Here is a 24,510-nt window from a genome sequence, read left to right on the forward strand (position 1 = left end):
ACATGGCCGGCGAGCGCTTCGACAGCTTCGGGCGCGCGACGCCGCCCGCACCGCGCGCCATTGGCATTGATGACGCTATCGTGCTGCTGAAGGGCGGTCAGGCCAGGCACGCCTCGCTGCTTGCCTATGGCAATGGCAGATCCTACGGCGATTCCTGCCAGAACGAGGCCGGTGCCGTCGTCGACATGCGGCCGCTGAACCGCATCCGCGCCTTCAATGCCGAGACTGGCCTTCTCGAAGCGGATACGGGCGTGCTTCTGTCCGACATCATTGCCCACGCCGCGCCCTACGGCTTCTTCCCGGCAGTCGTTCCGGGCACGCAGTTCGTCACGCTCGGCGGCGCCATTGCCAACGACGTCCACGGCAAGAATCATCACCGGCGCGGCACGTTCGGCTGCCATGTCGAAAGTTTCACGCTACTGCGGTCCGATGGAAGGACCTACCGCTGCTCCGCGACAGATAATCCGCGGTTGTTCCGGGCGACGATCGGCGGCATGGGGCTGACAGGCCTGATCCTGTCGGCCTCGATCCGGTTGATGCGGGTGCATTCCCTCGACATCATCGAGAAGGTGACGCCGTTTCGCGACCTGGGCGAATTTTTCGAGCTGGCCGAGGCGGCGGACCAGGCCAATGAATATGCGGTCGCCTGGATCGATCAGCTCGCCGGCGGCAGGCGCAGCGGGCGCGGCCTGCTGTTCACGGGCAATCACGCCGAGCATGGCTCGCATACCGCCGCGCGCGCCGGCGGCAATTTCGCGGTGCCGTTCCAGCCGCCGTTCAATGTGCTCAGCCGACCGTTCCTGAGCGCCTTCAATGCGGCCTACCGATGGAGGAAGGGCCGCTCTGCCGCGCCGCGCCAGGTCGGTTACCAGGGCTTCTTCTTCCCGCTGGACGGCGTGCGCGATTGGAACCGGCTTTACGGTCCGAACGGGCTGTTCCAGCACCAGAGCGTTGTGCCGGAAGAAGCCGCGCGTGAAGCGGTGCCGATGCTGCTCGCGGCTGCCAGGCGGGCCGGGCAGAGCTCGTTCCTCACTGTTCTGAAACGCTTCGGCGGCGTCCGATCCCCGGCGCTGCTCTCCTTCCCGCGACCTGGCTACACGCTGACGCTGGATTTCCCCAACAGGGGAGCCGCGACCCTGGCGTTGCTGGACGAACTCGACCGCATCGCCATCGGAGCCGGCGGGGCAGTCAACCCCTACAAGGATGCGCGTATGAGCGCCGCGACCTTCGCCGCGTCCTTTCCGGAGTGGTCACGGCTGGAGGCGCAGCGCGACCCGGCCTTCATGTCCGGCTTCTGGGCGCGCACAGCCAAAAACATCGACCTGCGAAGACGGGGCGCCGAGGCCGCCGAATAGATAAAATTGAAATGGATCGTGGTTAGCGATCGGTTAACGAGAAGATTTACTCAAAACGTCCTTGTGAGTTCACGAAATCTTTTCGGGTTTGTAATAGAAGGCGTCACGGGTGGGTGAGCTGACATGAAATATATCGTCTTCATTCTCTTTACGGTCATGACGAATGCGGCCGCGCAGCTGATGCTGAAGCAAGGCATGATGTCGCTTGGGCCGATCTCGTTCGAAGGCGCCAACCCGCTTATCAGGCTGTTGCAGATCGTCTTCAGCCCCTGGGTGTTCCTCGGCCTGTGCACCTTCGTCATTTCCATGGCCTCGCATCTCTACGTGCTGTCCAAGGTCGAGCTTTCCTTTGCCTATCCGTTCCTTAGCCTCGCCTATGTCGCCGTCGCGGTCTTCGCCTATTTCGTCTTTCGCGAGGACCTCAATGGCTGGCGCATCGCAGGTATCGGCTGCATCTGCGTGGGCACAGTGCTAATCGCCCAAAGCGGCCGAGACCTGGGTGACCACGGGCATGACGAGCAGACCGTTTCCATCACCTCCGACAAGATCGGCACCAGCGAGATCGTTCGATGAGACATGTGATTTTCGGCGGCGACGGCTTTGTCGGTCGCCACCTTGCCCCGAAGCTCGTGGCGGATGGCGAGGAGGTTGTCGTCGCCGACATCGTCAAGAGCGACCTGGCGCATTATCGCAACGCCGGCTTCATCCATTGCAACGTGACCGATCCAGCATCGGTGGCGGCGGTTGGGCTAAAGGCCGACGACATGATCTACAATCTGTCGGCAAAGATGCTGTCGCCGATCCAGGTGCGCGCCAAGCGGCACGATTTCTTCTTTCCGGTCAATTTCCATGGCACCGAGCATATCATGCAGGCGATGGACAAGGCCGGCGCGCCCCGGCTCGTGCATTACACGACCGACATGATCTACGGCCATACGGTCACCTTCCCGATGACCGAGGAACATCCGGTCGCGCCGCTCGGCGAATATGGCTGGTCGAAGCAGAAGACCGAGGAACTGGCCGCCGAATGGCGCAAGCGCGGCATGTCGATCTCGCTGTTTCGTCCGCGCCTGATCATCGGTCCCGGCCGCCTCGGCATCCTTGAAAAGCTGTTCAAGCTGATCGACTGGAACCTTCCGGTGCCGATGATCGGCTCGGGCCGGAATCCATACCAGTTCATTTCTGTTTTCGATTGTGCCGAAGCTGCCCGCGCGGCCTGGAAAGCCGGCGTACCGAACGAGGCCTATAATCTGGGTTCGCTCAACCCGCCGCCGGTCAGGAAATTGCTCGGCCACCTGATCAGGCATGCCGGTTCGAAATCGATCCTGATCCCGACACCGGGCTGGGCGGTGAAGCGCACGCTGGACCTGCTCGACCTGATGAACCTGCCGATCATGGATCCGGAGCAATATCTGATCGCCGACGAGGAGTGCGTGCTCGACGTCTCCAAAGCGGGACGCCAGCTCGGCTGGGTGCCGCAACATCGCGACGAGGACATGCTGATCGCCGCCTACAGCGAATACCGCGCCAGGAAGGCCGGCCACGCCGTCGCCACCAAACATGTGCCCGCCGAATAGCAGCCCGCCAACAGTTTCATTTGCGCACGATCCCCGATCCTGCGCGCGGACAGGAGATTGAAATGACCGTCATGGCCAAGCCCGATCAGGCGAGCGCACGCACCATGGTCAGCGCGCCGGCGCTGTCGCCAGCCACCATCGCTAAGCCTGACCTGATCAGCGTCGAGCAGGCCAAGGCGATGGACGTCGCTGCGATGACGGACCTGTTCAAGGCGCATCTCAACCCGGGCCAGCTGCATTTCATGAAGCTGCTCGGCTTCCACAAGGTCAAGATCGAGCGCGCCGAGGGCATGTTCTACATCGACCAGAACGGCCGCAAGATCCTGGATTTCTTCGGCGGCTTCGGTTCGCTGGCCTTCGGCCACAACCATCCGCGCATCCTCGAAGCGCGGAAAAAATTCCAGGAGGAGAAGCGCCAGGAGATCGCCATCGCCTTCATGTCGCAATATGCGGCCGCGTTGGCCCACAACATCGCCAAATGTTCGCCCGGCGATCTCGACATGGTGTTTCTGGGCTCGTCCGGCTCGGAAGCGATGGAAGCGGCGGTAAAAGTCGCCGAGCGTGCCGCCGGCCCGAAGCGGCCGAAAATCGTCTATGCCGAGAATTCCTTCCACGGCAAGACCAAGGGTGTGCTGGCGATCACCGACGGCCAGCTCTACCGCGCCGATTTCAAGGTGGCGGACAATGCGGTCCGGATTCCGTTCGCCGACATCGAAGCGGTCGAGCGCGCATTCCGCGCCGATCCCGAGATCGGCGTCATCGTGCTGGAAACCATCCAGGGTGGCGGCGGCATCATCCAGGCGCCCGCGGAATATTGGCGGAAGCTGCGCGCATTGTGCGATCAATACGGTGTGCTGTGGGTGGCCGATGAAGTGCAGTGCGGCTATGGCCGCTCCGGCCGCTTCTATGCTTTCGAACATTATGGCGTCGTTCCCGACGTGACGGCGCTCGCCAAGTCGCTCGGCGGCGGCAAGGCGGCGGTCGGCGCGATGGTCGCCAGGCGCGAGATCTATATGAAGGCCTACGGCACGCCGAAGACGGCGATGATCCATGCCATGGCGACTTTCGGCGGCATGGGCGAGGCCTGCGTCACCTCGATCGAAGCGCTCAACGTTCTCTATGACGAGGGCCTGATCGACAATGCCGCCGCTACCGGCGAGTACCTTTTGCAGCGCCTCCAGGCACTGAAGGACAAATACCCCAAGATCATCAAGGACGTCCGCGGCAAGGGGCTCATGATCGGGCTCGAGTTCCATGATTTCTCGCAGACATTGCCGACCGTGTTGCGGCCGGTGGTCAGCGTGCTTGACGACAAGCTGAAGGGTTCGCTGTCGGGCTTCATCGGCGCGCTGCTGCTGCGTGACTATGACGTGTTGGTCGCCTTCACCGAGTACAACCGCAACGTCATCCGGCTCGAGCCGCCGCTGATCTGCCTGCGCGAGCATGTCGACCGGTTTGTCGACGCTTTCGGCAGCCTTTTGTCGCGCGGCATTGTGGGAATCGTGAAGGATTTCGTCAAAAGCCAGGTTCGTTGAGCCCCACGACGATGCTGACCAAGTCGCCCACTCCGCAAAACCCGCTCGACCGGCTCACAGCGGCCGGCCTGGCGTGGGGTGAGGGGACCTATGCGCGGCTGGCGGCACCCATCGGCGCGGCGGCTTTCGCGCTCTACATCCTTTTGACGGCGCTGACGGCCTGGTTGATGCCCGATTCTAATTGGGACATGCTTCCCTATCTCGCCATATCAGAGGAAGGCACATACCCCGATGCGCAGGCGCTGCATGATTATGCCTACAACACCGTCAAGGCCGGGGTCTCGGCAGGTGACTACAAGACGCTAACCGATGATGGCGGCGGCTTCCGCAGCCACATGGCGGAGAATGCCGCCGACTTCCATTCGCTGCTCGGCATGTACCGGATCAAGTTCCTCTACGCCGAGATCCTGTCGACGCTGAGCGCGGCGATGTCGCCGGTCGAAGCGATGCGGCTGGTGCAGGTGGCCTCGGTGCTGCTGTTCGGCGCGATCACGCTGCTCTGGCTGCGCTCGGAAAAGGCCTTGGCGCTGGCGCCGGTGATCGGCGCGGTGTTGATCATGGCCGATTTCGGCGATGCGGCGCGCGCCTCGACGCCGGATCTGCTGACTTCGGCGCTGCTGCTCGGCGGGCTTTACGCCTATGTCAGGGGCCGCGAGGCGGCGACGGCGATCCTGCTCTTCCTCGCCTTCATGGTGCGGCCGGACAATATTGTCTTTCTTGCCGTTTTCGCCGTTCTGCTCATCGCCTTCCGGCAGCAGGCATGGGGTGCGCTGGTCGGTTTTGCGGCGTCCTTCGTCGCCTATTTCGCCATCTCGCACTGGGCGCATCATCCTGGCTGGTGGCCGCATCTGTGGTTCTCCAGCGTCGAGCAGCACTACAATATGGACGGGTTCGAGCCGCCGTTCTCCGTCGTTGCCTATCTCAAGGCATTTGCCGCATCGCTGCTGCGCGCCGTCAACCTGAACAGCTGGGTCGGCGTCTCGGTGCTGGCGCTGGCCGGCTGGTACGCGGTCGGCCGTGCCGGCTTCCGGCTCGACCGACGCGCCGGCATTCTGTTCGCGGCGCTCGTGCTCGGCGCGCTGGCTAAATTCACCGTCTTCCCGATCCACGACACGCGCATCTATTTCCCGCATCTGGTTCCGCCATTCCTGTTGCTGGCCACCCCTTTCATGGCGCTGTGGGCGACAGTCGCCCGTGACCAGCACCGCGCCGTCTTGCATGTCATTCCCGGAGACACGCCATGAGTTCGCTGTCCAGCCTGACGCGCATCGCGCTGTCGCTTGGCCTTCCGGCCGGTTTGCTCGACCGGGGGCCGTCGCTGCGCGGCACGAAATTCCTGGCCGGGGCGGCATTGAAAGCGCGCCTCGGCGGGACAAGGCGGCCCTTCCAGATGGTCAATGTCGGCGCCTGCGACGGCGCGCTGTTCGACGACGTCACGCCCTGGCTGCATCGTATTCCAGGCGCCCGTGCCCTGCTGGTCGAGCCGATCCCCTATAACCAGAAGCGCCTGCGCGCCAACTATCCCGATACCAACCGGTTCATCATCGAGCCGGTTGCCGTCACGAAAACAAGGGGGACGATCACCGTCCACACCTTCGATGCCGCCGCGCTCGAGGCCGGCACGCTGCCGATCGAGTTCATCGGCTGCTCCTCGGTTACCGACACCAACCTGATGTCGGGCAAGAATGCCTGGGGCGAGGATGACGTGAATTTCAACAAATTCGCGCCCTATCTCAGGGACATCGAAGTGCCGTCCGAGACCTTGCAGACATTGCTCGACCGCAACGGCATCAGCCATATCGACGCCTTCCTCGTCGATTGCGAGGGCGCAGACTGGATGGTCTTCGAGCAACTCGATCTCCAACGCTACCGTCCGGGCATGATCAAGGTCGAGGTCGGCGCACTGCCCGCTCCGGAGATCGGCCAGGTCGTGGTCAAGCTCAAGACCGCCGGCTACCAGGTCGGTTTCCAGGCCGAGGACATCTGGGCCTTCGCCTGACGGCAGCGATTTTCCTGATCCAAATCGGGTCGCGACGCATTCGCGGCGTGTCGCAAACAGGCGGTAGCGCGCTCATCGTCGTCTGCATATTGTGCGCCGATCAGACGGGCGCCGACGCCGCCCGCAACAGCACCTGGAGTCGCGGGCAATGGCAGAGTTTCCGAACAAGGCGAAGGTCGTCATCATCGGCCTGGGTGGCATTGTCGGCGCGTCGATCGCCCATCACCTGATCGAACGCGGCTGGGACGACATTGTCGGTATCGACAAATCAGGCATCCCGACCGACATCGGCTCGACGGCGCATGCTTCCGACTTCTGCTACACCACCAGCCACGATTTCCTGTCCTGCTGGACGACGCTCTACTCCATCGATTTCTACGAGAAGATGGGCCACTACGCGCGCATCGGCGGCCTCGAAGTCGCGCGCGTCGGCGATGACAGCCGCATGGACGAAATCAAGCGCAAGATCGCCTCGGCCAAGGCTTTTGGCACGCGCGCCCGGCTGATCGAACCGGCCGAGATCAAGGAGAAATTCCCGCTCATCGAAGAGGCAATGGTGCAGGGCGGCCTGTGGGATCCCGACGCCGGCCTGGTCATCCCGCGCTCGCAGACGGTCGCCGGCAAGCTCGTCGACCAGGCGGAAGCCTCGGGCAAGCTCAAATCCTTCGCCAACACGCCGGCCCGGTCGCTCGTTGTCAAGGACGGCCGCATCAGCGCCGTGGTGACTGACCGCGGCACCATCGAGGCCGACTACGTCATCGTCTGCGCCGGCATCTGGGGCCGGCTGATCGCCGAGATGGTGGGCGAGGACCTGCCCGTCATGCCGATCGACCATCCGCTCACCTTCTTCGGCCCCTACAACGAGTTCGCTGGCACGGGCAAGGAGATCGGCTGGCCGCTGCTGCGCGACCAGGGCAATTCCGCCTATATGCGCGACACCGGTGATCCCAAGACCGCCGAGGGCGGGCAGATCGAGTGGGGTTACTACGAAGAGACCAATCCACGCCTTTGCCATCCGCGCGACCTGCTCGAGAAGGACCAGGCCCGGCTTTCGCCTTCGCAGCGCGACCTCGACATGGAGCAGATCCTGGCGCCGCTGGAGCGCGCCATGGAACTGACGCCGATCCTGGGCGAACTCGGCTACAACGAAAGCCATTCCTTCAACGGCCTGCTGCAGGTGACGGCGGATGGCGGTCCGTCGATGGGCGAGAGCCAGAAGGTGAGGGGGCTGTGGTATGCCGTCGCCATCTGGGTCAAGGACGGCCCCGGCATGGGCAAGCTCATCGCCGACTGGATGACGGACGGCCGCACCTCGATCGACCATCACGCGATCGACTATGCGCGCTTCTATCCGCACCAGACCAAGGAGCAGTTCATCTGGGATCGCTGCACCGAGACGGCGATGAAGGTCTACAATCCTGCCGTGCATCCGCGCGAGCCCTTCTCCAAGGGCCGCAATATCAGGCGCTCGCCGTTCTGGGAGCGCGAGAAGGAACTCGGCGGCTATTTCATGGAGCTGGGCGGCTGGGAGCGCGCGCACGGCTATGCCGCCAACGAGCATCTTCTGGAGAAATACGCCAACCGGGTGCCGGTGCGCGAGAACGAATGGGACAACCGCCATTTCTGGCGCGTGTCCAATGCCGAGCATCTGGCGATGAGCGAAGACTGCGGCATCGTCAACCTGTCGCACTTTTCGATGTATGACATCGAGGGACCCGACCACGTCGCGCTGCTGGAGTGGCTGTGCGCGGCCAAGATCGGCGGCGACAACAATATCGGCAAGGGCATCTACACCCACTTCCTCGACGAGGAAGGCATGGTGCGCGCCGACTTCACGGTCATCCGCATGGCCGACCGCTGCCGTTTGATCGACGGCGCGGACGCCGGCCCGCGCGACTTCCAGTACATGCGCCGCACCGCGCAGGATAAAGGTTTCGATGTCACCATCACCGATGTGACGGAAAAATACGTCACCATCGGCATCTGGGGCCCGAACGCGCGAGCAACCCTGCAAAAGGTGGTCGAGAATCCCGAGGGCCTTGCGCTGGAGAATTTCCCGTTCGCCGCGATCAAGCCGATCCGGATCGCCGGCAAGGACGTCACCGCCTTCCGCATCTCCTATGTCGGCGAACAGGGATGGGAACTGCACATGCGCTACGAGGACGGCCTGGCCGTCTGGGATGCGCTGCGCTCGACCGGCGTCATGCCGTTCGGCGTCGAGACCTATGCCAATACGCGGCGCATGGAAAAGAGCCTGCGTTTGCAGAATGCCGATCTGCTCACCGAGTACAACCTGCTCGAGGCCGATCTTGCCCGCCCGAAAGTCAAGGAGAACGACTTCTGCGGCAAGGCCAAGCACCTGGAATACCGCGCCCGCGAGCACCAGCCGGCGATGCTGTGCACGCTGGTGATGACCGAAAACACCGATTCCAAGGGTGTGGCGCGTTATCCGGTGGGCACGATGCCGGTGCTGGACCCCGAGACCGGCGAGACGTTGGTCGACGAACTCGGCCGCCGTTCCTTCACCACGTCGGTCGCCTACGGCCCGACCATCGGCAAGAACATCGCGCTCGCCTATCTGCCATGGGCCTATGCCCAAGAGGGCCGCAAGCTGAAGGTGGAGTATTTCGGCGAGACCTATCCGGTCGAAGTCGCTGGTGTCGGCTACAAGCCGCTCTACGATCCGGAGAATCTGAAGCCGAGAAGCTAGGCAACCTCCCAGCAGGGCTCGTGAGCAAATTTTTGGATAAGCCCGGCGGCCAAGGTCGGGCTTTTCTCTTTTTCGGCTGGCGATTCTGGCTTACCCTGCGGCATGTCTGCTTTTGCTCGCGCAAGACATCTGCTTTCAGGCGCCGCCGCCCTGGCGCTGATGCTGTGGCTGGCCCCGGTGTCGCTCGCGGACGAACCCGTCGACGTCGAACTGGTGCTGGCGGTCGACGTCTCGCTGTCCATGTCGGCGGACGAGCTCGAGATCCAGCGTCGCGGCTACGCGGCTGCATTGACGCACGATCATGTGCTGCAAGCCATCGCCGCCGGCGCTTATGGCAGGATCGCCGTTACTTATGTCGAATGGGCTGGCACCAACTCGCAGCACGTCATCGTGCCGTGGACGGTGATCGCCAGCCGCGCCGACGCCGAGCAGGTGGTGGCGCGGCTGTCCGCCCAGCCTCCCAACAGCGCGCGGCGCACGTCTATCTCCGGCGCGCTGGAATTCGGCGCGGACCTTTTCGCAGAAAGTGGCTTTCAAGGGACGAAGCGGGTCATCGATATTTCCGGCGACGGCCCCAACAACCAGGGCGCGCCGGTCGATATCATCCGCGACGAGGTGGTCAAGCAAGGCATCGTCATAAACGGCTTGCCGCTGATGACCCGCGGCGGTTTCACCAGCGCCTACGATGTCAACGATCTCGACCGCTATTACAGCGACTGCGTCATTGGCGGTCCCGGAGCCTTCATGGTTCCGGTCAACGACTGGACGCAGTTTCCCGAAGCTATCCGCCGCAAGCTTGTGCTTGAGCTCGCCGGCCCGGCCTCGCCGCGGCCGGTTGACCAGGCCGATGGTCCGCCGGTGGTGCTGGCGCAGGCTGAACAGGCCAGCGATTGCCTGGTCGGCGAAAAGATGTGGCGCAACCGCAATTGGATGCTCGATAGCCGCTGAGAAATTCCAGAAAAAGCGCATAGCGCCTTCCCGGTACGCGCGTAACGCTTTCCGTTTGGAATTGATTGAAAAAAATAGTCAAAGCGGTTCGGCGTTTCCGTGAAATGCCGAACTGTTCCAGGCTTGCCAGTCCGGCAGAAGCAGTGGCAAACTGGCCTTGCCGCGCCATCCGGCGGGCGGGGTGACGCGGTCAAACCGAGGAAACACCAGATGAGACGTCTAGCTATCCTGACTGCGGTCGCGTCCATGCTTTACGCCGACGGCGCCAGCGCCCAATACGACGATCAGGCCGCCTGCATCATGTTCGAAAATGGCAATTTTCGCGGACGGTCGATCGCGCTCGGGGCCGACGATTCGGTCAATTTTCGCGGCCGCGAGTTCTGGAACGACCGCGTGTCGTCGGTGATCGTTCGCCGAGGCTGCACTCTCGTTGCCTATGAGGATTCGCGCAGGGGAGGCCGATCGATCGAGATCAGGCGCAGGGTCCGCGATTTCGGCGGTAGCGACTGGAACGACCGAATCTCGTCCGCGGAGTGCTACTGCGACCAGTATTGACGACAAGGTCCTCGGCCTTGCCGTTTTGTGGCGGCAAGGCGAACCTTCGTCGCCGACGATGTGGGCAAACACGGCCCTGTTCATTGACAGCCGGGCGGCGTCCGTGAACATTCCCCCAGAGAAAACAAAGGGGAACTGACATGAACAGGACCATTATCCTTACGCTGGCGCTTGCCGCCGGCTTGTCCGCGCCGGCGACGGCCGCCACATCGGTCACTATCGGGATCAGCGGCTGGACCGGCTTCGCGCCGCTGACGCTCGCCAAACAGGCGGGACTCTTCGAGAAGCACGGCCTCGACGTGACCTTGAAGAAAGTGCCGCAGGCCAGCCGGCCGCTCGCCATCGCCAGCGGCGACCTGCAATGCGCCGCCACCACGGTCGAGACATGGCAGGTGTGGAACGCCAGCGGCGTGACCACCAAGCAGATCTTCCAGCTCGACAAATCCTATGGCGCCGACGGCATCGTGGTGCGCAACGACATCAAGACCGTCGCCGACCTCAAGGGCAAGACTGTCGCGTCCTCGGCGCCGGGCACCTCGCCCTATTTCCTGCTGGCCTGGGTGCTGAACAAGAACGGCATGTCGACAAAGGATGTCACGGTCGTCAATCTCGAGCCGGACGCGGCGGCGCAGGCCTTCCTTGCCGGCCAGAACGACGCGGCCGTCACCTATGAGCCGTTCATCTCGGCGGTGCGCGACAAGGCCGACCAGGGCCACATATTGGCGACCACGCTCGACTACCCGATGGTGCTCGACACGGTCGGCTGCACGCCCGAATTCCTCAAAGCCAATCCGGACGCCGCCAAGGCGCTTGCCGACAGCTATTTCGACGCGCTCGACCTGATCAAGAAGGACCCGCAGAAATCCTACGGCATCATGGGCGCGGACGTGAAACAGTCGGCCAAGGAGTTCGAGGATTCGGCGAAGTACCTGAAATGGGCCGACCGGGCGGAGAACAAGCAGTTCTTCACCAAGGAGTTCCAGGATTTCTCCAAGACCGCCGGCGAGCTTCTGCTGCAGATGGGGCTGATCAAGGAAGCGCCTGACGTCTCCACGCTGGCCGATACCAGCGCCGTGGCGAACTGAGCGGCCGCTGTCTTGCGGCGGCGCCCCGCGCCGCCGTTTCGCTTCCACAAGGACCGTTGTAAATGCCGCGCCCCCTGCATCCGATCTCGCCGGGCACGCGAACCGTGCTCGGCATTTCCTTCTTCGTGCTGTTCGTCGTTTTCTGGGCGTGGATCACGCTTGGCGGCCACGTCAACCGCATCTTTCTCGCCGATCCGCTGTCGATGCTGCGGGATGGCTGGCGGCTGCTGGTCGAGGACCGGTTCTGGCTCGACATACTGATCACCATCTGGCGCGTCTTCGGCGGCTTCGTGCTGGCATCGGCCGTCGCCGTGCCGCTGGGCATAGCGATGGGCGCGTGGAAACCTGTCGAGGCGTTCCTGGAGCCGTTCGTCTCCTTCGCCCGCTACCTGCCGGCCTCGGCCTTCATTCCGCTGCTTATCCTTTGGGCCGGCATAGGCGAACTGGAGAAGCTGCTGGTCATCTTCGTCGGCTCCGTGTTCCAGATCATCCTGATCATCGCGGTAAAGGTCGGCTCCACGCGCCGCGATCTCGTCGAGGCGGCCTACACGCTCGGCTCCACCGACAACGGCATCGTCAAGCGTGTAATCATGCCCGCCAATGCGCCCGAGATCGCCGAGACGCTGCGGCTGGTGCTCGGCTGGGCTTGGACCTATGTCATCGTCGCTGAACTGATCGGCTCGTCGTCGGGCATCGGCTACATGATCATCAACAGCCAGTCGCGACTGGCAACCGGCCAGATCATCTTCGGCATCATCGTCATCGGGCTGATCGGGCTGTTGTCCGATCTTGCCTTCAAGGCGCTTAATCGCTGGCTCTTCCCATGGAGCCTGGCATGAGCAAGCTTCTCATCGAGGGCGTCTCGCGCACGTTCGCCGGCGTGCGCGGCGGCTCACCGGTCCAGGCGCTGATGCCTGTCGACCTGGCGGTCGCGGCCAATGATTTCATCACCATCCTGGGACCTTCGGGATGCGGGAAGTCGACGCTCTTGCGCATCGTCGCCGGGCTGGAGGCGCCGAGCGAAGGGCGCGTGCTGCTCGACGGCAAAGCGGTGACCCGGCCGGGGCCGGATCGCGGCATGGTCTTCCAGTCCTATACGCTGTTCCCATGGCTGACGGTCGCCGAAAACATCGCCTTCGGCCTGCGCGAACGCGGCATGGCCGAGCGGGAGAGGGGCGAAATCGTCGCCTCGTATATCGACCTCGTCGGGCTGAAGGGCTTCGAGAACCACTGGCCGAAGCAACTTTCCGGCGGCATGCAGCAGCGCACGGCGATCGCCAGGGCGCTGGCCAACGACCCCGCGATCCTTTTGCTGGACGAGCCGTTCGGCGCGCTCGACAACCAGACGCGCGGGCTGATGCAGGAACTGCTGCTCGGCATCTGGGAACGGCGCAAGAAGACGGTGCTGTTCGTCACTCACGACATCGAGGAGGCGATCTTCATGGCATCGCGCGTGGTGGTGATGACGGCCAGGCCCGGCCGGATCAAGTCGGACGTCGCCATCGACCTGCCGCACCCGCGCCACTACACGCTGAAGACCAGTCCGGAATTCTCCGTGTTGAAGGCGCGGCTGACCGAGGACATACGTGTCGAGGCGATGCGGTCGGCAGAGGCGCTCTGAGGCGCGCCTCTATGCCGCCAGCAGCTGCTTGCGGTCGACGCGTTCCTGCTGCGGCGAGCGGGCGTAGAGCTCGCGGTAGCATTTCGAGAAATGCGAGGCCGAAACGAAGCCGCAGGCGACCGCCACCTCGACCACCGGCATCGAGGACTGGATCAAGAGATGCCTTGCACGGTCGAGGCGGATTTCGAGATAATAGCGGGCCGGCGAGCGTCCCATCTCGGTGCGGAACAGCCGCTCGATCTGGCGACGCGACAGGTCGACATGGTCGGCGATCTCGATCAGCGACAGCGGCTCCGACAGATTGCCTTCCATCAGTTCGATGATGGTCAGCACTTTCGAGTTCTGTACGCCGAGCCGGGCGCGCAGCGGCAGGCGCTGGCGGTCGGTGGGGCTGCGCACACGGTCGGTCAGCACCTGTTCGCAGACGCGGTTGACGAGATTCTCGTCGAAATCGTCGCCGATCAGCTTCAGCATCATGTCGAGCGCGGCGGTGCCGCCGGCGCAGGTGTAGATGTTCTGGTCGATCTCGAACAGGTCGGCAAAGACATTGGCCTTCGGGAATGCCTCGGAGAAGCCCGGCAGGTTCTCCCAATGGATGGCGCAGCGCTTGTTGGACAACAGGCCGGCAGCGGCCAGAACATGCGCTCCGGTGCACAGGCCGCCGACGGAGACGCCACGATTGTATTCCTCGCGCAGCCAGGCGAAAGCGGACTTGTTCTGATAGCGCTCGACATTGGTGCCGCTACAGACGATGGCCATGTTGGGGCGATCCGGCCCTCCCATTTTCCTGCGCTCCTCCTCCAGCGAGGTGTTGACCGCGCATTCGACACCGTTCGAAGCGCGCACCGGCTTGCCGTCGATGCTGGCGAGGCGCCATCGATAGGCCTCGTAGCCGAGCATGCGATTGGCCGAGCGCAGCGGGTCGAGCGCCGTCGCAAACGCGATCATGGTGAAGTCGGGAATGAGAAAAAATACAAACGATCGCTTGATCGGATGCTTAACGGCGTTCACGGGAACCTCACGCAGCCATGGCGCGAACAGAATGTCGCGAATAGCATAGCGACAACAGGAAAAACCATCCTTGTCAATCGGCTAAGGAGCTTTAGCAAGATTTAATTTGCGACATGGGTCGCAAATGGGCAATCGTGTTGCGATGCCGCGCAGCCGCGGCGCCGTCCATGATGGAAGCGCCGTCAGGGGTGTGCAAACAAACGCCGCCTCGGCGGAACCGGGCGGCGTCATCTATTCAGGCAGCGCGAAGGAGCGCTGCCTGCGGGATCGGTTCAGGCGACGAAACCGAGGCGTGCGGCAGCCATGGCGCCGGTCTGGCCGGGCATGGTGTTGGCAAGGCGCTGGCGCTCGAGGGCCGTGGTCAGGTTCATTTCGCGGCGAGGGAAAAGGCGGGCAAAAAGCTTCATGTTCATCTCCAATCGGTTGCTCAGACGGGTCGCCTTCGCTTGATGGAGTGGGGCAGCTCGTTTGCTGGCGTGGATATAGGCTTGTGTAAGTAAAAACTAAATCGCAAAAGCGAAGCACTTGATATGAAAAGCGACACGCAAGGCGGGAGGCTTTGTAGGCATTCCCGGATTTTTCGATAATTTACAAACGGTTAGCTTAAAACCAAGCCGCTATGCGGCTTGTTCATATGCGCCATGCAGCGGCAGCATGGCTCCGAAATTCATGTGAACGCAAATAAAACGGCAAAACAGGTCGGTAAAACAAGAAGACCTGCCGGGCGGTTTGCGCGGCAGGCCTTCAATGCATGGTACACACGGTTTACTTTGCTCCAGCCCAGGATCCGACGCCGGCGCGTATGCCGGCCTTCGTGTCGGCCGCTTCAGGCCAGCCAATATCCTTCTGCAGCTCGATCGGCAGGGAGCGGATGGCGCGTTCGGTCTGGTAGCGGGCGCGGGCCGCGCTGAATTCGGTCGCAAGCCGACCGATGGATGACAGGATAGACATTTCGATCTCCTCATGTCGGGGCGGAAGTGCCCGGCAATGCCTTACGTCAGGTCTGTATCAGCTTCATTGCATGTCGAAGGCAGGTCTGTGTCGTGATCGTTTCGTGGCTGCCTTGGCAGCATCCTGCTTCGATGGAGTTGACTATGCGCTCGAACTGATGTTCAATCAAACGAAATGGAATGATAGTTTGCATCAGAAAAATTGAAGGTCGATCGTCATGAACGCCCCACTCAATCATCCGCTGCCGCTGCTGGACCTCGACGTGCTGCGCACTTTCGTGGCGATCGCCGAAACCGGCAGCTTCACCACAGCGGCCAATGCGGTCTTCCGTACGCCCTCGGCGGTCTCCATGCAGATCAAGAAGCTGGAAGATATTCTGGGCCGCTCGGTGTTCGCGCGCGATGCGCGCTCGGTGACGCTGACCACCGACGGGGAAATGCTGCTGGGCTATGCCCGTCGTCTGCTGTCGATCAATCGCGAGGCGGTGTCCAAGTTCATCATTCCCGATATTGTCGGCGTGGTGCGGCTGGGTTCGCCGGACGATTATGGCGAGCGCGTGCTGCCGCATGTGCTGAAGCGTTTTGCGCAGTCGCATCCATCGATCGCCGTCGACGTCACCATCGACCAGAGCAGCAATCTGCGCCGGCGCATGGATGACCGGGCGCTCGACATCACGCTGCTCACCAATTCCTACAAGACCAGCGCGCTCGGCGCCGAGGTGCTGTTGACGGAGCCGATCGTCTGGGCCGGCGCCAAGGGCGGCTGCGCGCATCTGCGCGAACCCTTGCCGGTGTCGCTGTGGGAAGAGGGCTGCGCCTGGCGGGCAGGGGCGCTCGAAGCGCTGAGCCGCGAGGGCCGCAACTACCGCATCGCGTATATGAGCGCGCATACGGCCGGCCAGCGCGCCGCCATCATGTCAGATCTCGCCGTGGCGCCGCTGCCGAAGTCTTTCCTCGGCAACGACATGGTCGAGCTCTGCCCCAAGGACGGCATGCCCGATATCGGCACCTATAACCTCGCCATGGTGGTAGCGCCGGACGCCAGCGCGCCGGTCAAGGCGGTGGCCGACCACATCCGGGCGACGTTCGAAGTCTTCCGGGAAACCGGCAAGTTCTGATCAACCGGGGTGCTCTGACTGGAGGCTCTGCCCCGAAGCCTCGGTGGACGGCGCTTCGAAGCTTGCGCCGGCGCCTTCAACAAGGGGCGAGGGGTTCTCGGTCAGAAACGCCACGATCCGTTCGCGCGCGCGGCGCGATTCCGGCATGTCGATCAGCGGCCAGACGTGGAACATGCCTTCCTCGTGCACGAGCTCTACCTCGACGCCAGCGGCCCGTGCTTTTTGTGCGAAGATCAGATTGTCGGGCGTGAGAAGATCGCGAGAGCCCGCCAGGAGCAATGTCCTGGGCAGCACCGAGAGGTCGCCATAGACGGGGCTGATATGCCAGTCCGTCGGGTCTATTCCGGCACTGTAGAGCCGGATAGCCTCCCGTCCGCCCGCGATGCCCAGCCAGGGATCGTTCCGCTCCGCCTCGAACACCTCGGGGTTTGCAAGCGAGACGTCGAGCCCGGGTGAGATCAGCACATGGCGCGACGGCAAGGGCAGGCCTTCTTCGGCAGCCATCATGGTGAGCACCACGGCCATGTTGCCGCCGGCGGAATCGCCCATGAAGATGATGTCTTCCGCCTCCGTCTCGCCGAGCATCCGGCGATAGACGTCGCCGACCATGCCGAACATGGCGTGGAAGTCATGCTCGGGCGCGATGGGATAGATGGGCACCGTAAAGGCATAGCCCAGCCGGTCGGCCATGTCGGCGATCAGGTGCCAATGATAGGGCGTGATTTCAAAGACATAGGCGCCGCCGTGCAGATAGAGAACCCGCTTGCGCTCGCCGGCCCTGGGGGCGATCTCGTAGACGGGAAAGCCGTCGACGGTGCGCGTCTCGATGTTGAAGCGCTGCTGCACTGACACCGGAGGGTGATGGTCCTCTGTCCGGCGCGCCGCAGCGATCCAGCGCTGCAGGTTTTCCGGGCTGGAAAACGCCTTCTTGCGACTGTGCCTGAGCACGAAGGACACGACGTGGCTTTTCAAACTTGGCATGCGGATACACGAACTTCGGCGGCAGCCGACTAAGAGAAGTCCCCTTCATATTTGAAGATCGTGCCCTGGTCGAAGATGTCAAGATTTACGCTGTGTGCACACGTCGCTGTGATCGGCGCCGCATTTCTCGCGGGAGGGATCAGCGCTGCGGCAGAAGGGCTGCGCGCAGGCGGTTGCTGGTGACGGCCGGAGCCCCTCGCGGGCTCCGGCGCGTGCCGAGCAGTTTGCACTTTTCGGCGAAGGTCATCAGCGCGTAAAGCCCAAAAGCAGGGCGGAAAGCGCCGCCTGCGGGTCGCTGGGCGGCGAGGCCGGCCAGCCGATGTCTTTCTGGACATGCGCCGGCAGGCTGTTCAGGGCGCGGACGGCCTTGTTCCTGGCACGGGCCTGCCTGATGGTCGCACCGTAGCGGCCGAGATTTTCGAACATCGACATTTTCATCTCCCTTGAAGAACGGCGGCGGCCGAGGATTATCTTCGACCGCCGTTCGATGCCGGGTAAATGCGCCTGCCATGTATCGGTCGGATTTCGCGAAAACGGTGATTTGGTTTCCGGATCAGTCATTCCGGAAACATTTGCATACAAATGAAATTGCAGGGCGATTGACACCCCCGAGCGATCGCTTCTTGGCCGCGTCCAAGAGGGCGTGCCGCGATCCTACCTAGCTTGCCCGCTGACAGCAGATGGCGGATGTCTGCTATTGTGCATTGCAGCATCGGGGGTGCGGGTAAGGAGTATGGCGTGAATGACATTCACAGTATCCAATACCTTCGAGGACTCGCCGCTTCCGCGGTAGTTTGCTTTCACATCAACGAACAGTTCGGCGGTCCGTTCGCGGTCGGTGCTGCTGGCGTCGACCTGTTTTTTGTCATCAGCGGTTTCATCATGTGGGTGACCACGGCCGATCGCCCTGCCAATCCACGGCGTTTCATATGGCGTCGGATTGTTCGCATCGTGCCGCTCTATTGGATCGTCACGGTGCTGACCGCGCTGGCAATTTTCCTCAAGCCGCAATTTCTCTACGGACATGTGCTGAGCCCGGAAAATTTTTTCGGCTCGCTGGTGTTTCTTCCGATCGTGCAGGATGGGGTACTTCATCCCGTGGTGATCCAGGGCTGGACGCTGTGCTATGAAATGATGTTTTACGTCATTTTCGCCTTGGCGCTCTTTTTAGGCGAGAAGCAGCGTTTTGCCGCGCTGATCGGCGTGCTGACGGTGATGGTCGCATCGAACTTGCTGCTCAAAGGCTACCGCTTTACCTCTCCCCTCATGCTCGAGTTCGCGGCCGGCATTGTTATCGGGCGGCTGTGGATGGAGGATATTCGGCTCCGGCTTGTGCCGGCGCTGGCGCTGGTTGTTGGCGGATTTCTCCTGTTGATGACGATCCAGATGCTTGACCCCGAGCTGCCTCGTGTTCTGCGTTGGGGTATTCCGGCGACCCTGATCGTTGCCGGAGCGGTTTTTGCCGAGCGTGCCAGACCGTTCAACCCCGTGGCCCTGCTTACATTTTTTGGTAGTGCCTCGTATTCGATCTACTTGTGGCATGTGCTGGTGGTTGTCGTGGTAACTGGCATCATGCTGCGGCTTGGGGTTCCGCCAAATTGGCAGCCGGCGCCGATTGCCTTGATCAGCATCGCGCTTTCCGCGATGCTTTACCTGTCGATTGAAAAGCCGCTGACGGGCTTTCTCAACCGGTCGCGCGTCAAAAGCATGCCGTTGCTGGCTCAGCGGCCCAGCTTGCGCTTGCCATCGAATGAGGCAAACGACTGACAAGCGGCCAAGGCGCCTCGGCGTTGCATTGTGCCCTAATTTTATTCCCGGCCACGTCGCGCGGCGTGGCCTTCGCGCGAGCGCCGGCGCGGGGTGGCGTCGCCGGCGATGCCGTCTTCGCTCACCGTCTTGCGCGGCGGCAGCTTCACCGCCGCCGACAGTTTCGGGAACGGATCGACCTTGTTCGGCAACGCCATCGCATAGACGAAGTGCTCCTGGAATTTGGGCTCCAGTGCGGTCTCGATCTTCTCGATCTGGCTCACCGTCTCCTCGATCTCGCGACGATAGCCGCGATTGAGCAGCGCCATGCGCGCGCCCGCGCCGGCGGCGTTGCCGACGGCCGAGACCTTGTCGAGGTCGCAATCGGGGATCAGGCCCAGCACCATGGCGTATTTCGGATCGATGAAGGAGCCGAAGGCGCCGGCGAAGTGGATGCGGTCGACATGCTCGGTGTTCTGCTTTTCCATCAACAGCTTGGTGCCGGCATAAAGTGCTGCCTTGGCGAGTTGGATGGCGCGCACGTCGGTCTGGGTGATGGTGATCTTCGGCTCGCCTTCCTTCAGCACGTAGGAGAAGGTGCGGCCGTTGGCGACGATACGCGGCGAGCGCATGCTGAGCGATCCGTCGACGACGCCGTCTTCGGAAATGATGCCGGCCAGATACATCTCCGCGACGATCTCGATGATGCCGGAGCCGCAAATGCCGGTGACGCCGGTCGCCTGCACGCTGTCGAGGAAGCCCGGCTCGTCGGACCACAGTTCAGAGCCGATGACGCGGTATTTCGGCTCGAGCGTGTCGGGATCGATGCGCACGCGCTCGATGGCGCCGGGCGCGGCGCGCTGGCCGCCGGAAATTTCCGCGCCTTCGAAGGCGGGACCGGTGGGCGAGGAAGCAGCCACAACTCGCGCACGATTGCCGAGCACGATCTCGGCATTGGTGCCGACGTCGACGATCAGCATCATCTCGTCCTGGCGATGCGGGCCCTCCGACAGCGTCACCGCCGCGGCGTCGGCGCCGACATGGCCGGCGATGCAGGGCAGCATGTAGAGCCGTGCGCCCGGGTTGAGCTTGAGGCCGATATCCGAGGCCTTGATGCGCACCGCGCCGGAGACGGCGAGCGCGAAGGGGGCACCGCCGAGTTCAGTCGGATCGATGCCGAGGAACAGATGGTGCATGATCGGATTGCCGACGAAGACGGAATCCAGGATATCGTTGCGCTGGACACTGCCCTCCGCGCAGACCTTGTCGACAAGGCCGGAGATCGCCTCGCGCACGGCGACCGTCATGCCTTCGCGGCCATCCGGGTTCATCATCACATAGGAGACGCGGCTCATCAGATCCTCGCCGAAGCGGATCTGCGGGTTCGACGTGCCTGACGAAGCGGCGACGCGGCCCGACAGCAGCGACACCAGATGCATGGCGATGGTGGTCGAGCCGATATCGCAGGCCAGCCCATAGGCCTCGTTCTTGAGGCCGGGCCACAAAGCGATGACGCGCGCGATATCGCTGTCGGCATCCTTGTGGATGGCGGCGGTCGCGGTCCAGTTGCCCTTGCGCAAGATGCCCTGCACCTGCGGCAGCAAATAGAAATCGAATTCGAGGTTCTTGAAGTTCCAGTCCTTCATCAGCGCGATCTTGAGCCGGTCGAGATCGCCTGAAGGATTGTGCATGTCGGGTTCTTCGATTTCGACATAGCACATGCGGATCGCCGTATCGCGCGCGATCACCCTGGTGTCGGCATCCTTGCGGATGGTCTGTGCGTTGATGACCGTGTCCTGCGGCACGTCGATGACAAGGTCGCCGAGGATCTGCGCCGAGCAGGAGAGGCGGCGCCGTTCCGGCAGGCCGCGCACGCGCTCATAGCGCTCTTCCTTGGGCCCCTTGGGCGAGATGTGGTCGTTGGAGGAGACGATCTTGTGCTTGGCGAAATTGCCTTCCTGCACCTCGATCTGGCAGCGCCCGCAAGTGGCGCGCCCGCCGCACACGCTCTCGACATAGACGCCGAGCTGGCGCGCGGCGTCGAGCACCGGCGTGCCGACCGGAAACCGCCCGCGTTTGCCCGACGGCATGAACAGCACGAGCGGATCGGTGATGTTGGTATGCGAATTCACGATTGCGCGCTTATCCCCTTGCCATGCGGGCTTCACGACCGCCACGACGGCGACCGCCATTGCCGCCGCCTTCGCCTGGTGCATTGACCGCCGTCGGAGCGGCGACCGCTTGGCCGCCTTCGGCCGGCTTGTAATCCTTATAGGTGCGAATCCAGTTGGTGCAATTCTCGTCGGTGCCGTTCAGAACGTTGGCGCCGCGCACGGCTTCCATTTCCTGCGGACGCACCGGGTTCATGATGGCCGATGTCATGCCGGCGCCGATCACCATCGGGATGAAGGCGGCGTTGATGCCGTGGCGGTGCGGCAGGCCGAAGGAGATGTTGGACAGGCCGCAGGTGGTGTTGACCTTCAGTTCCTCGCGCAGGCGCCGCAGCAGGGCGAACACCTGGCGGCCGGCATCGCCGAGCGCGCCGATCGGCATGACCAGCGGGTCGACGACGACGTCATGCGCCGGAATGCCGAAATCGGCGCAGCGCTGCACGATCTTCTTGGCGACGGCGAAGCGCACATCCGGATCCATCGAAATGCCGGTCTCGTCATTGGAGATGGCGACGACCGGCACGTTGTATTTCTTGATCAGCGGCAGGATGGCTTCGAGTTTTTCCTCCTCGCCGGTGACGGAGTTGACCAGCGGACGGCCCTTGGCGACCTTGAGCGCCGCCTCGATCGCGGCGGTGACCGAGGAGTCGATCGACAGCGGCAGGTCGACCAGGCCCTGGACGATCTCCAGCGTCTGTACCAGCAATGCCGGCTCGGTCGCGTTGGGGTCGACGGCGGTGACGCCGGCATTGACGTCGAGCATGGTGGCACCGCAAGCGGCCTGTTCCAGCGCGTCCTTGATGACGGTTTCGAAATTGCCGGCGATCATCTCGGCGGCGAGCTTCTTGCGGCCAGTCGGGTTGATGCGCTCGCCAATCACGCAGAAGGGCTGGTCGAAGCCGATGATGATTTCTCGTGTCGCCGAGGCAACGATGGTCCGGGTCATGAAATCTCTCCGTCGTGATATAAAGAGTTCTTTATATCGTTATCTCTTGTCGATCAAGCGAATGGTGGTTCTCCGCGCAAGTCAATGCGCGGTCTTCACCATGTCCACCTGGGTTTCGGTAACATCGTCGTGCAGGATATGGTCGAGCCGGTCGGCGACCATCTGGTCGTCGCGGCGGATTTCGCGCTTCCACGGCTGGCGGCCCTTCAGCACGCCCGATTCATCGACGATCTCGGCGACATACTCCTCCTGGCGGTAGGCCATCACATGGACGCCTGAAACGCCTGGGATTTCCTTCACCTCGTTGATGATGTCGATGCAGAGCTGCTTGCCTTCCTTCTTCTGGTCCTGGGCGCCTTCCAGCCGCTTGATGACGGTATCGGGAATATGGATTCCCGGCACGTTGGAGCGGATCCATTTGGCGGTCTTGGCCGAGGCGAGCGGTCCGACACCGCACAGGACGAACACTTTCTCCGTGTGGCCGAGATCGCGTGCCTTTTGCATGAAGGTCTTGAACATCGGTACGTCGAAACAATACTGCGTTTGGACGAACTGAGCGCCGGCGGCGATCTTCTTGCCGAGATGGATCGGGCGGAAGTCGAAGGGTGGTGCGAACGGATTGACGGCCGCGCCGAGGAACAACTGCGGCGGCGTGGTGAGCTTGCGGCCGGACAGGAACTTGCCGTTGTCGCGCATGATGCGGATGGTTTCGAGCAGCGACATGGAATCGAGGTCGAACACCGGCTTGGCGCCGGGCTGATCGCCGGCCTGCACGCCGTCGCCTGTCAGGCACAGCATGTTGGCGACGCCCATGGCAGCCCCGCCCAGCACGTCGCCCTGGATGGCGATGCGGTTCTTGTCCCGGCAGGCGATCTGCATGATCGGTGCGTAGCCCATGCGGGTCAGGAGCGCGCAGATGCCGACCGACGACATATGACAGTTGGCGCCCGACGCATCGACCGCATTGATGGCATCGACCCAGCCGTCGAAGATCTTCGCCCTGTTGTAGACGTCTTCGGGATCGGCGCTGTCGGGCGGGTTGAGCTCGGTGGTGACCGCGAATTCACCGCGTCGCAGGACGCGTTCGAGCCGGCCGCGCGAGGTGTGGCCGGGCAAGGGGTCGAGCGGCAGATGGATGCCGGCCGGGTTCTCGTCACGCTGGCGGGCGATCATGCGGCCGCTCCGGTCTTCGCATCGGCCGCGGCTTCACGGGCGGCTGCCGCCTGCGCGGTGACGCGCAGCCAGGCGGACGTTTCGCGCAGCGACTGGTCGACCGGCTTCTGCACGGCGAGAATCCTGTCGCCGTGCTCCATGTTGCGCGCCCCTTCCCAGGCCTTGACCCAGACGCAAGGCATGTCGGGCTCCACCTCGCAATTGCCGTTGGCGCGCACGCCGCCACAGGGGCCGTTGCGCAGCTGTTTTGGGCAGTTCATCGGGCACGACATGCCGGTCGAGGACAGGATGCACTGGCCGCACATGCGGCAGTCGAACATGAAGCCCTTGACGCGCTTTTCGACAAACTTCACCGGGGCCTCGACACGGCTGTAACCGATACCTTTCCACAAGGGATGCAGCAGAAGGAACATGTCGGCGAAGCGGGCATAGAACCATTCGAGCAGGCGCGAGTGCCGGACCGACCACAATCTCACCGCGAAGGAGCGCTGCACGCGGCGCTGTGGCGACACGTCGGCCGGCTTGTAGTCGGATTTCGGTGCCGCCTTCTTGACCAGGGTGGCCTGGGTGACCGGCTGGAGGGCCGCCGGGCTCTCCTTGGCGGGAATGGTTTCAGACATTTTCTTTGCCGCCCGCCTTCACCAGAGCGACCAGCCGCTCGCGGTCATATTTCGCGTCGATGTCCTGGAATGCCTTCTCGACCTCGGCTTCGAGGTCGTCGCCGACCGGAACCGGATCGGCCTTGCGCCATTCGGCTAGATAGTCGTCCGTGCCGCCGGCGCCGGTGCGCATGGCGCACATGTCGATCGCCTCGGTGAAGCGCAGCGGCAGTTCGCGCTTGGCGTTCTGGCGGCCTTTCCTGACGATGACCTGGGCAGGGATGTCGCGCCAGTAGACGACGATCAGATCGGCCATGAATTCTCACTCCTCGATCTGCGAGCATTGCCGCATGCGCAATTGGGCCGCTTGTTATGGGACGACGCGCGCGCATTCAAAAGCGACGCATTTGGATGTCGTAAAATGAAAGGC

Annotated in this window: 24 protein-coding genes; 14 read left to right on the forward strand and 10 right to left on the reverse strand. The window is 62.9% G+C overall.

The genetic code is table 11. The features are described from left to right. The first annotated feature begins 2 nt into the window (after positions 1-2). The 12 genes from FJ940_RS14650 to FJ940_RS14705 all read left to right on the forward strand — a co-directional run bounded on the left by FJ940_RS14650 (position 3) and on the right by FJ940_RS14705 (position 13,385). A complete protein-coding gene (locus tag FJ940_RS14650; RefSeq protein ID WP_140656982.1) occupies positions 3-1,355 on the forward strand; it encodes an FAD-binding oxidoreductase in 1,353 nt (450 codons plus the stop codon). Positions 1,356-1,478: 123 nt separating this feature from the next. After that, the gene (locus tag FJ940_RS14655) at positions 1,479-1,928 is read left to right on the forward strand and encodes an EamA family transporter (protein WP_140521117.1); all 450 of its coding nucleotides are present in this window, start codon (positions 1,479-1,481) and stop codon (positions 1,926-1,928) included. Beyond that, on the forward strand, positions 1,925-2,932 hold the full coding sequence (locus tag FJ940_RS14660) for an NAD(P)-dependent oxidoreductase (protein ID WP_140656984.1): 1,008 nt from the start codon (positions 1,925-1,927) through the stop codon (positions 2,930-2,932). Before FJ940_RS14655 ends, FJ940_RS14660 begins: the two co-directional genes overlap by 4 nt. Positions 2,933-3,036: 104 nt before the next feature. After that, the gene (locus FJ940_RS14665) at positions 3,037-4,467 is read left to right on the forward strand and encodes an aspartate aminotransferase family protein (RefSeq protein WP_181171773.1); all 1,431 of its coding nucleotides are present in this window, start codon (positions 3,037-3,039) and stop codon (positions 4,465-4,467) included. A gap of 11 nt (positions 4,468-4,478) precedes the next feature. Continuing rightward, positions 4,479-5,711, forward strand: a complete 1,233-nt coding sequence (locus FJ940_RS14670) for a DUF2029 domain-containing protein (protein ID WP_140656988.1) — start codon at positions 4,479-4,481, stop codon at positions 5,709-5,711. Continuing rightward, positions 5,708-6,466, forward strand: coding sequence for an FkbM family methyltransferase (locus FJ940_RS14675; protein ID WP_140495635.1), 759 nt, complete (start codon positions 5,708-5,710; stop codon positions 6,464-6,466). Before FJ940_RS14670 ends, FJ940_RS14675 begins: the two co-directional genes overlap by 4 nt. 148 nt (positions 6,467-6,614) lie before the next feature. Next, positions 6,615-9,176 carry an FAD-dependent oxidoreductase gene (locus tag FJ940_RS14680; RefSeq protein WP_140521113.1) on the forward strand — a complete coding sequence of 854 codons (2,562 nt, stop codon included), beginning with the start codon at positions 6,615-6,617 and terminating at the stop codon, positions 9,174-9,176. A 102-nt stretch (positions 9,177-9,278) separates the two neighbouring features. Continuing rightward, positions 9,279-10,124, forward strand: a complete 846-nt coding sequence (locus tag FJ940_RS14685; RefSeq protein WP_140656990.1) for a DUF1194 domain-containing protein — start codon at positions 9,279-9,281, stop codon at positions 10,122-10,124. Between the two features lie 210 nt (positions 10,125-10,334). Next, positions 10,335-10,679: a peptidase inhibitor family I36 protein gene (locus FJ940_RS14690; protein ID WP_140495638.1), complete on the forward strand. Its 345-nt coding sequence runs from the start codon at positions 10,335-10,337 to the stop codon at positions 10,677-10,679. A 140-nt stretch (positions 10,680-10,819) separates the two neighbouring features. After that, positions 10,820-11,764 (forward strand): ABC transporter substrate-binding protein, encoded by a 945-nt coding sequence (locus FJ940_RS14695; protein WP_140555034.1) that lies wholly within the window; start codon positions 10,820-10,822, stop codon positions 11,762-11,764. Between the two features lie 62 nt (positions 11,765-11,826). Next, the gene (locus tag FJ940_RS14700; protein WP_140495640.1) at positions 11,827-12,603 is read left to right on the forward strand and encodes an ABC transporter permease; all 777 of its coding nucleotides are present in this window, start codon (positions 11,827-11,829) and stop codon (positions 12,601-12,603) included. Beyond that, positions 12,600-13,385: an ABC transporter ATP-binding protein gene (locus tag FJ940_RS14705; protein ID WP_140516345.1), complete on the forward strand. Its 786-nt coding sequence runs from the start codon at positions 12,600-12,602 to the stop codon at positions 13,383-13,385. Before FJ940_RS14700 ends, FJ940_RS14705 begins: the two co-directional genes overlap by 4 nt. A 9-nt stretch (positions 13,386-13,394) precedes the next feature. On the opposite strand, the gene FJ940_RS14710 is transcribed toward FJ940_RS14705, so the two are convergent. From FJ940_RS14710 to FJ940_RS14720, 3 genes are all read right to left on the reverse strand, one after another. Next, positions 13,395-14,396: a GlxA family transcriptional regulator gene (locus FJ940_RS14710; RefSeq protein WP_140495642.1), complete on the reverse strand. Its 1,002-nt coding sequence runs from the start codon at positions 14,394-14,396 to the stop codon at positions 13,395-13,397. 272 nt (positions 14,397-14,668) lie between these two features. Beyond that, positions 14,669-14,803, reverse strand: a complete 135-nt coding sequence (locus FJ940_RS28990; RefSeq protein ID WP_127853696.1) for a hypothetical protein — start codon at positions 14,801-14,803, stop codon at positions 14,669-14,671. Positions 14,804-15,161: 358 nt separating this feature from the next. Continuing rightward, entirely contained in the window at positions 15,162-15,347 is a 186-nt protein-coding gene (locus FJ940_RS14720) for a hypothetical protein (RefSeq protein WP_140495643.1), read from the reverse strand. 217 nt (positions 15,348-15,564) lie between these two features. On the opposite strand from FJ940_RS14720, the gene FJ940_RS14725 reads away from it, so the two are divergent. Beyond that, positions 15,565-16,464 (forward strand): LysR substrate-binding domain-containing protein, encoded by a 900-nt coding sequence (locus FJ940_RS14725; protein WP_140495644.1) that lies wholly within the window; start codon positions 15,565-15,567, stop codon positions 16,462-16,464. Here FJ940_RS14725 and FJ940_RS14730 read toward each other — a convergent pair whose 3' ends face one another. Then, the gene (locus FJ940_RS14730; RefSeq protein ID WP_140495645.1) at positions 16,465-17,445 is read right to left on the reverse strand and encodes an alpha/beta hydrolase; all 981 of its coding nucleotides are present in this window, start codon (positions 17,443-17,445) and stop codon (positions 16,465-16,467) included. Between the two features lie 246 nt (positions 17,446-17,691). After that, on the reverse strand, positions 17,692-18,051 hold the full coding sequence (locus tag FJ940_RS29055) for a hypothetical protein (RefSeq protein WP_348640084.1): 360 nt from the start codon (positions 18,049-18,051) through the stop codon (positions 17,692-17,694). Between the two features lie 132 nt (positions 18,052-18,183). On the opposite strand from FJ940_RS29055, the gene FJ940_RS14740 reads away from it, so the two are divergent. Further along, positions 18,184-19,212, forward strand: coding sequence for an acyltransferase (locus FJ940_RS14740; protein ID WP_224619890.1), 1,029 nt, complete (start codon positions 18,184-18,186; stop codon positions 19,210-19,212). A gap of 41 nt (positions 19,213-19,253) precedes the next feature. Here the strand turns inward: FJ940_RS14740 and FJ940_RS14745 are convergent, their stop codons facing one another. The 5 genes from FJ940_RS14745 to FJ940_RS14765 all read right to left on the reverse strand — a co-directional run bounded on the left by FJ940_RS14745 (position 19,254) and on the right by FJ940_RS14765 (position 24,396). Beyond that, complete coding sequence (locus tag FJ940_RS14745) at positions 19,254-21,383, reverse strand: ASKHA domain-containing protein (protein WP_140495647.1); 2,130 nt, start codon at positions 21,381-21,383, stop codon at positions 19,254-19,256. Continuing rightward, the gene (locus tag FJ940_RS14750) at positions 21,334-22,308 is read right to left on the reverse strand and encodes a methyltetrahydrofolate cobalamin methyltransferase (protein ID WP_140495648.1); all 975 of its coding nucleotides are present in this window, start codon (positions 22,306-22,308) and stop codon (positions 21,334-21,336) included. Before FJ940_RS14750 ends, FJ940_RS14745 begins: the two co-directional genes overlap by 50 nt. 81 nt (positions 22,309-22,389) lie before the next feature. Further along, a complete protein-coding gene (locus FJ940_RS14755; protein ID WP_140516341.1) occupies positions 22,390-23,481 on the reverse strand; it encodes a methylenetetrahydrofolate reductase in 1,092 nt (363 codons plus the stop codon). Next, entirely contained in the window at positions 23,478-24,101 is a 624-nt protein-coding gene (locus FJ940_RS14760) for a methylenetetrahydrofolate reductase C-terminal domain-containing protein (RefSeq protein ID WP_140656992.1), read from the reverse strand. Before FJ940_RS14760 ends, FJ940_RS14755 begins: the two co-directional genes overlap by 4 nt. Continuing rightward, complete coding sequence (locus FJ940_RS14765; protein WP_140516337.1) at positions 24,094-24,396, reverse strand: virulence factor; 303 nt, start codon at positions 24,394-24,396, stop codon at positions 24,094-24,096. Before FJ940_RS14765 ends, FJ940_RS14760 begins: the two co-directional genes overlap by 8 nt. Positions 24,397-24,510: the final 114 nt, after the last annotated feature.

Source organism: Mesorhizobium sp. B2-3-7, from assembly GCF_006442695.1.
GTDB lineage: Bacteria > Pseudomonadota > Alphaproteobacteria > Rhizobiales > Rhizobiaceae > Mesorhizobium.

Coding starts and splice junctions, on each gene's coding strand:
- FJ940_RS14650 (WP_140656982.1), top strand. CDS start 3: ATGGCCGGCGAGCGCTTCGACAGCTTCGGGCGCGCGACGCCGCCCGCA.
- FJ940_RS14655 (WP_140521117.1), top strand. CDS start 1,479: ATGAAATATATCGTCTTCATTCTCTTTACGGTCATGACGAATGCGGCC.
- FJ940_RS14660 (WP_140656984.1), top strand. CDS start 1,925: ATGAGACATGTGATTTTCGGCGGCGACGGCTTTGTCGGTCGCCACCTT.
- FJ940_RS14665 (WP_181171773.1), top strand. CDS start 3,037: ATGGTCAGCGCGCCGGCGCTGTCGCCAGCCACCATCGCTAAGCCTGAC.
- FJ940_RS14670 (WP_140656988.1), top strand. CDS start 4,479: ATGCTGACCAAGTCGCCCACTCCGCAAAACCCGCTCGACCGGCTCACA.
- FJ940_RS14675 (WP_140495635.1), top strand. CDS start 5,708: ATGAGTTCGCTGTCCAGCCTGACGCGCATCGCGCTGTCGCTTGGCCTT.
- FJ940_RS14680 (WP_140521113.1), top strand. CDS start 6,615: ATGGCAGAGTTTCCGAACAAGGCGAAGGTCGTCATCATCGGCCTGGGT.
- FJ940_RS14685 (WP_140656990.1), top strand. CDS start 9,279: ATGTCTGCTTTTGCTCGCGCAAGACATCTGCTTTCAGGCGCCGCCGCC.
- FJ940_RS14690 (WP_140495638.1), top strand. CDS start 10,335: ATGAGACGTCTAGCTATCCTGACTGCGGTCGCGTCCATGCTTTACGCC.
- FJ940_RS14695 (WP_140555034.1), top strand. CDS start 10,820: ATGAACAGGACCATTATCCTTACGCTGGCGCTTGCCGCCGGCTTGTCC.
- FJ940_RS14700 (WP_140495640.1), top strand. CDS start 11,827: ATGCCGCGCCCCCTGCATCCGATCTCGCCGGGCACGCGAACCGTGCTC.
- FJ940_RS14705 (WP_140516345.1), top strand. CDS start 12,600: ATGAGCAAGCTTCTCATCGAGGGCGTCTCGCGCACGTTCGCCGGCGTG.
- FJ940_RS28990 (WP_127853696.1), bottom strand. CDS start 14,803: ATGAAGCTTTTTGCCCGCCTTTTCCCTCGCCGCGAAATGAACCTGACC.
- FJ940_RS14720 (WP_140495643.1), bottom strand. CDS start 15,347: ATGTCTATCCTGTCATCCATCGGTCGGCTTGCGACCGAATTCAGCGCG.
- FJ940_RS14725 (WP_140495644.1), top strand. CDS start 15,565: ATGAACGCCCCACTCAATCATCCGCTGCCGCTGCTGGACCTCGACGTG.
- FJ940_RS14730 (WP_140495645.1), bottom strand. CDS start 17,445: ATGCCAAGTTTGAAAAGCCACGTCGTGTCCTTCGTGCTCAGGCACAGT.
- FJ940_RS14745 (WP_140495647.1), bottom strand. CDS start 21,383: ATGGCGGTCGCCGTCGTGGCGGTCGTGAAGCCCGCATGGCAAGGGGAT.
- FJ940_RS14750 (WP_140495648.1), bottom strand. CDS start 22,308: ATGACCCGGACCATCGTTGCCTCGGCGACACGAGAAATCATCATCGGC.
- FJ940_RS14755 (WP_140516341.1), bottom strand. CDS start 23,481: ATGATCGCCCGCCAGCGTGACGAGAACCCGGCCGGCATCCATCTGCCG.
- FJ940_RS14760 (WP_140656992.1), bottom strand. CDS start 24,101: ATGTCTGAAACCATTCCCGCCAAGGAGAGCCCGGCGGCCCTCCAGCCG.
- FJ940_RS14765 (WP_140516337.1), bottom strand. CDS start 24,396: ATGGCCGATCTGATCGTCGTCTACTGGCGCGACATCCCTGCCCAGGTC.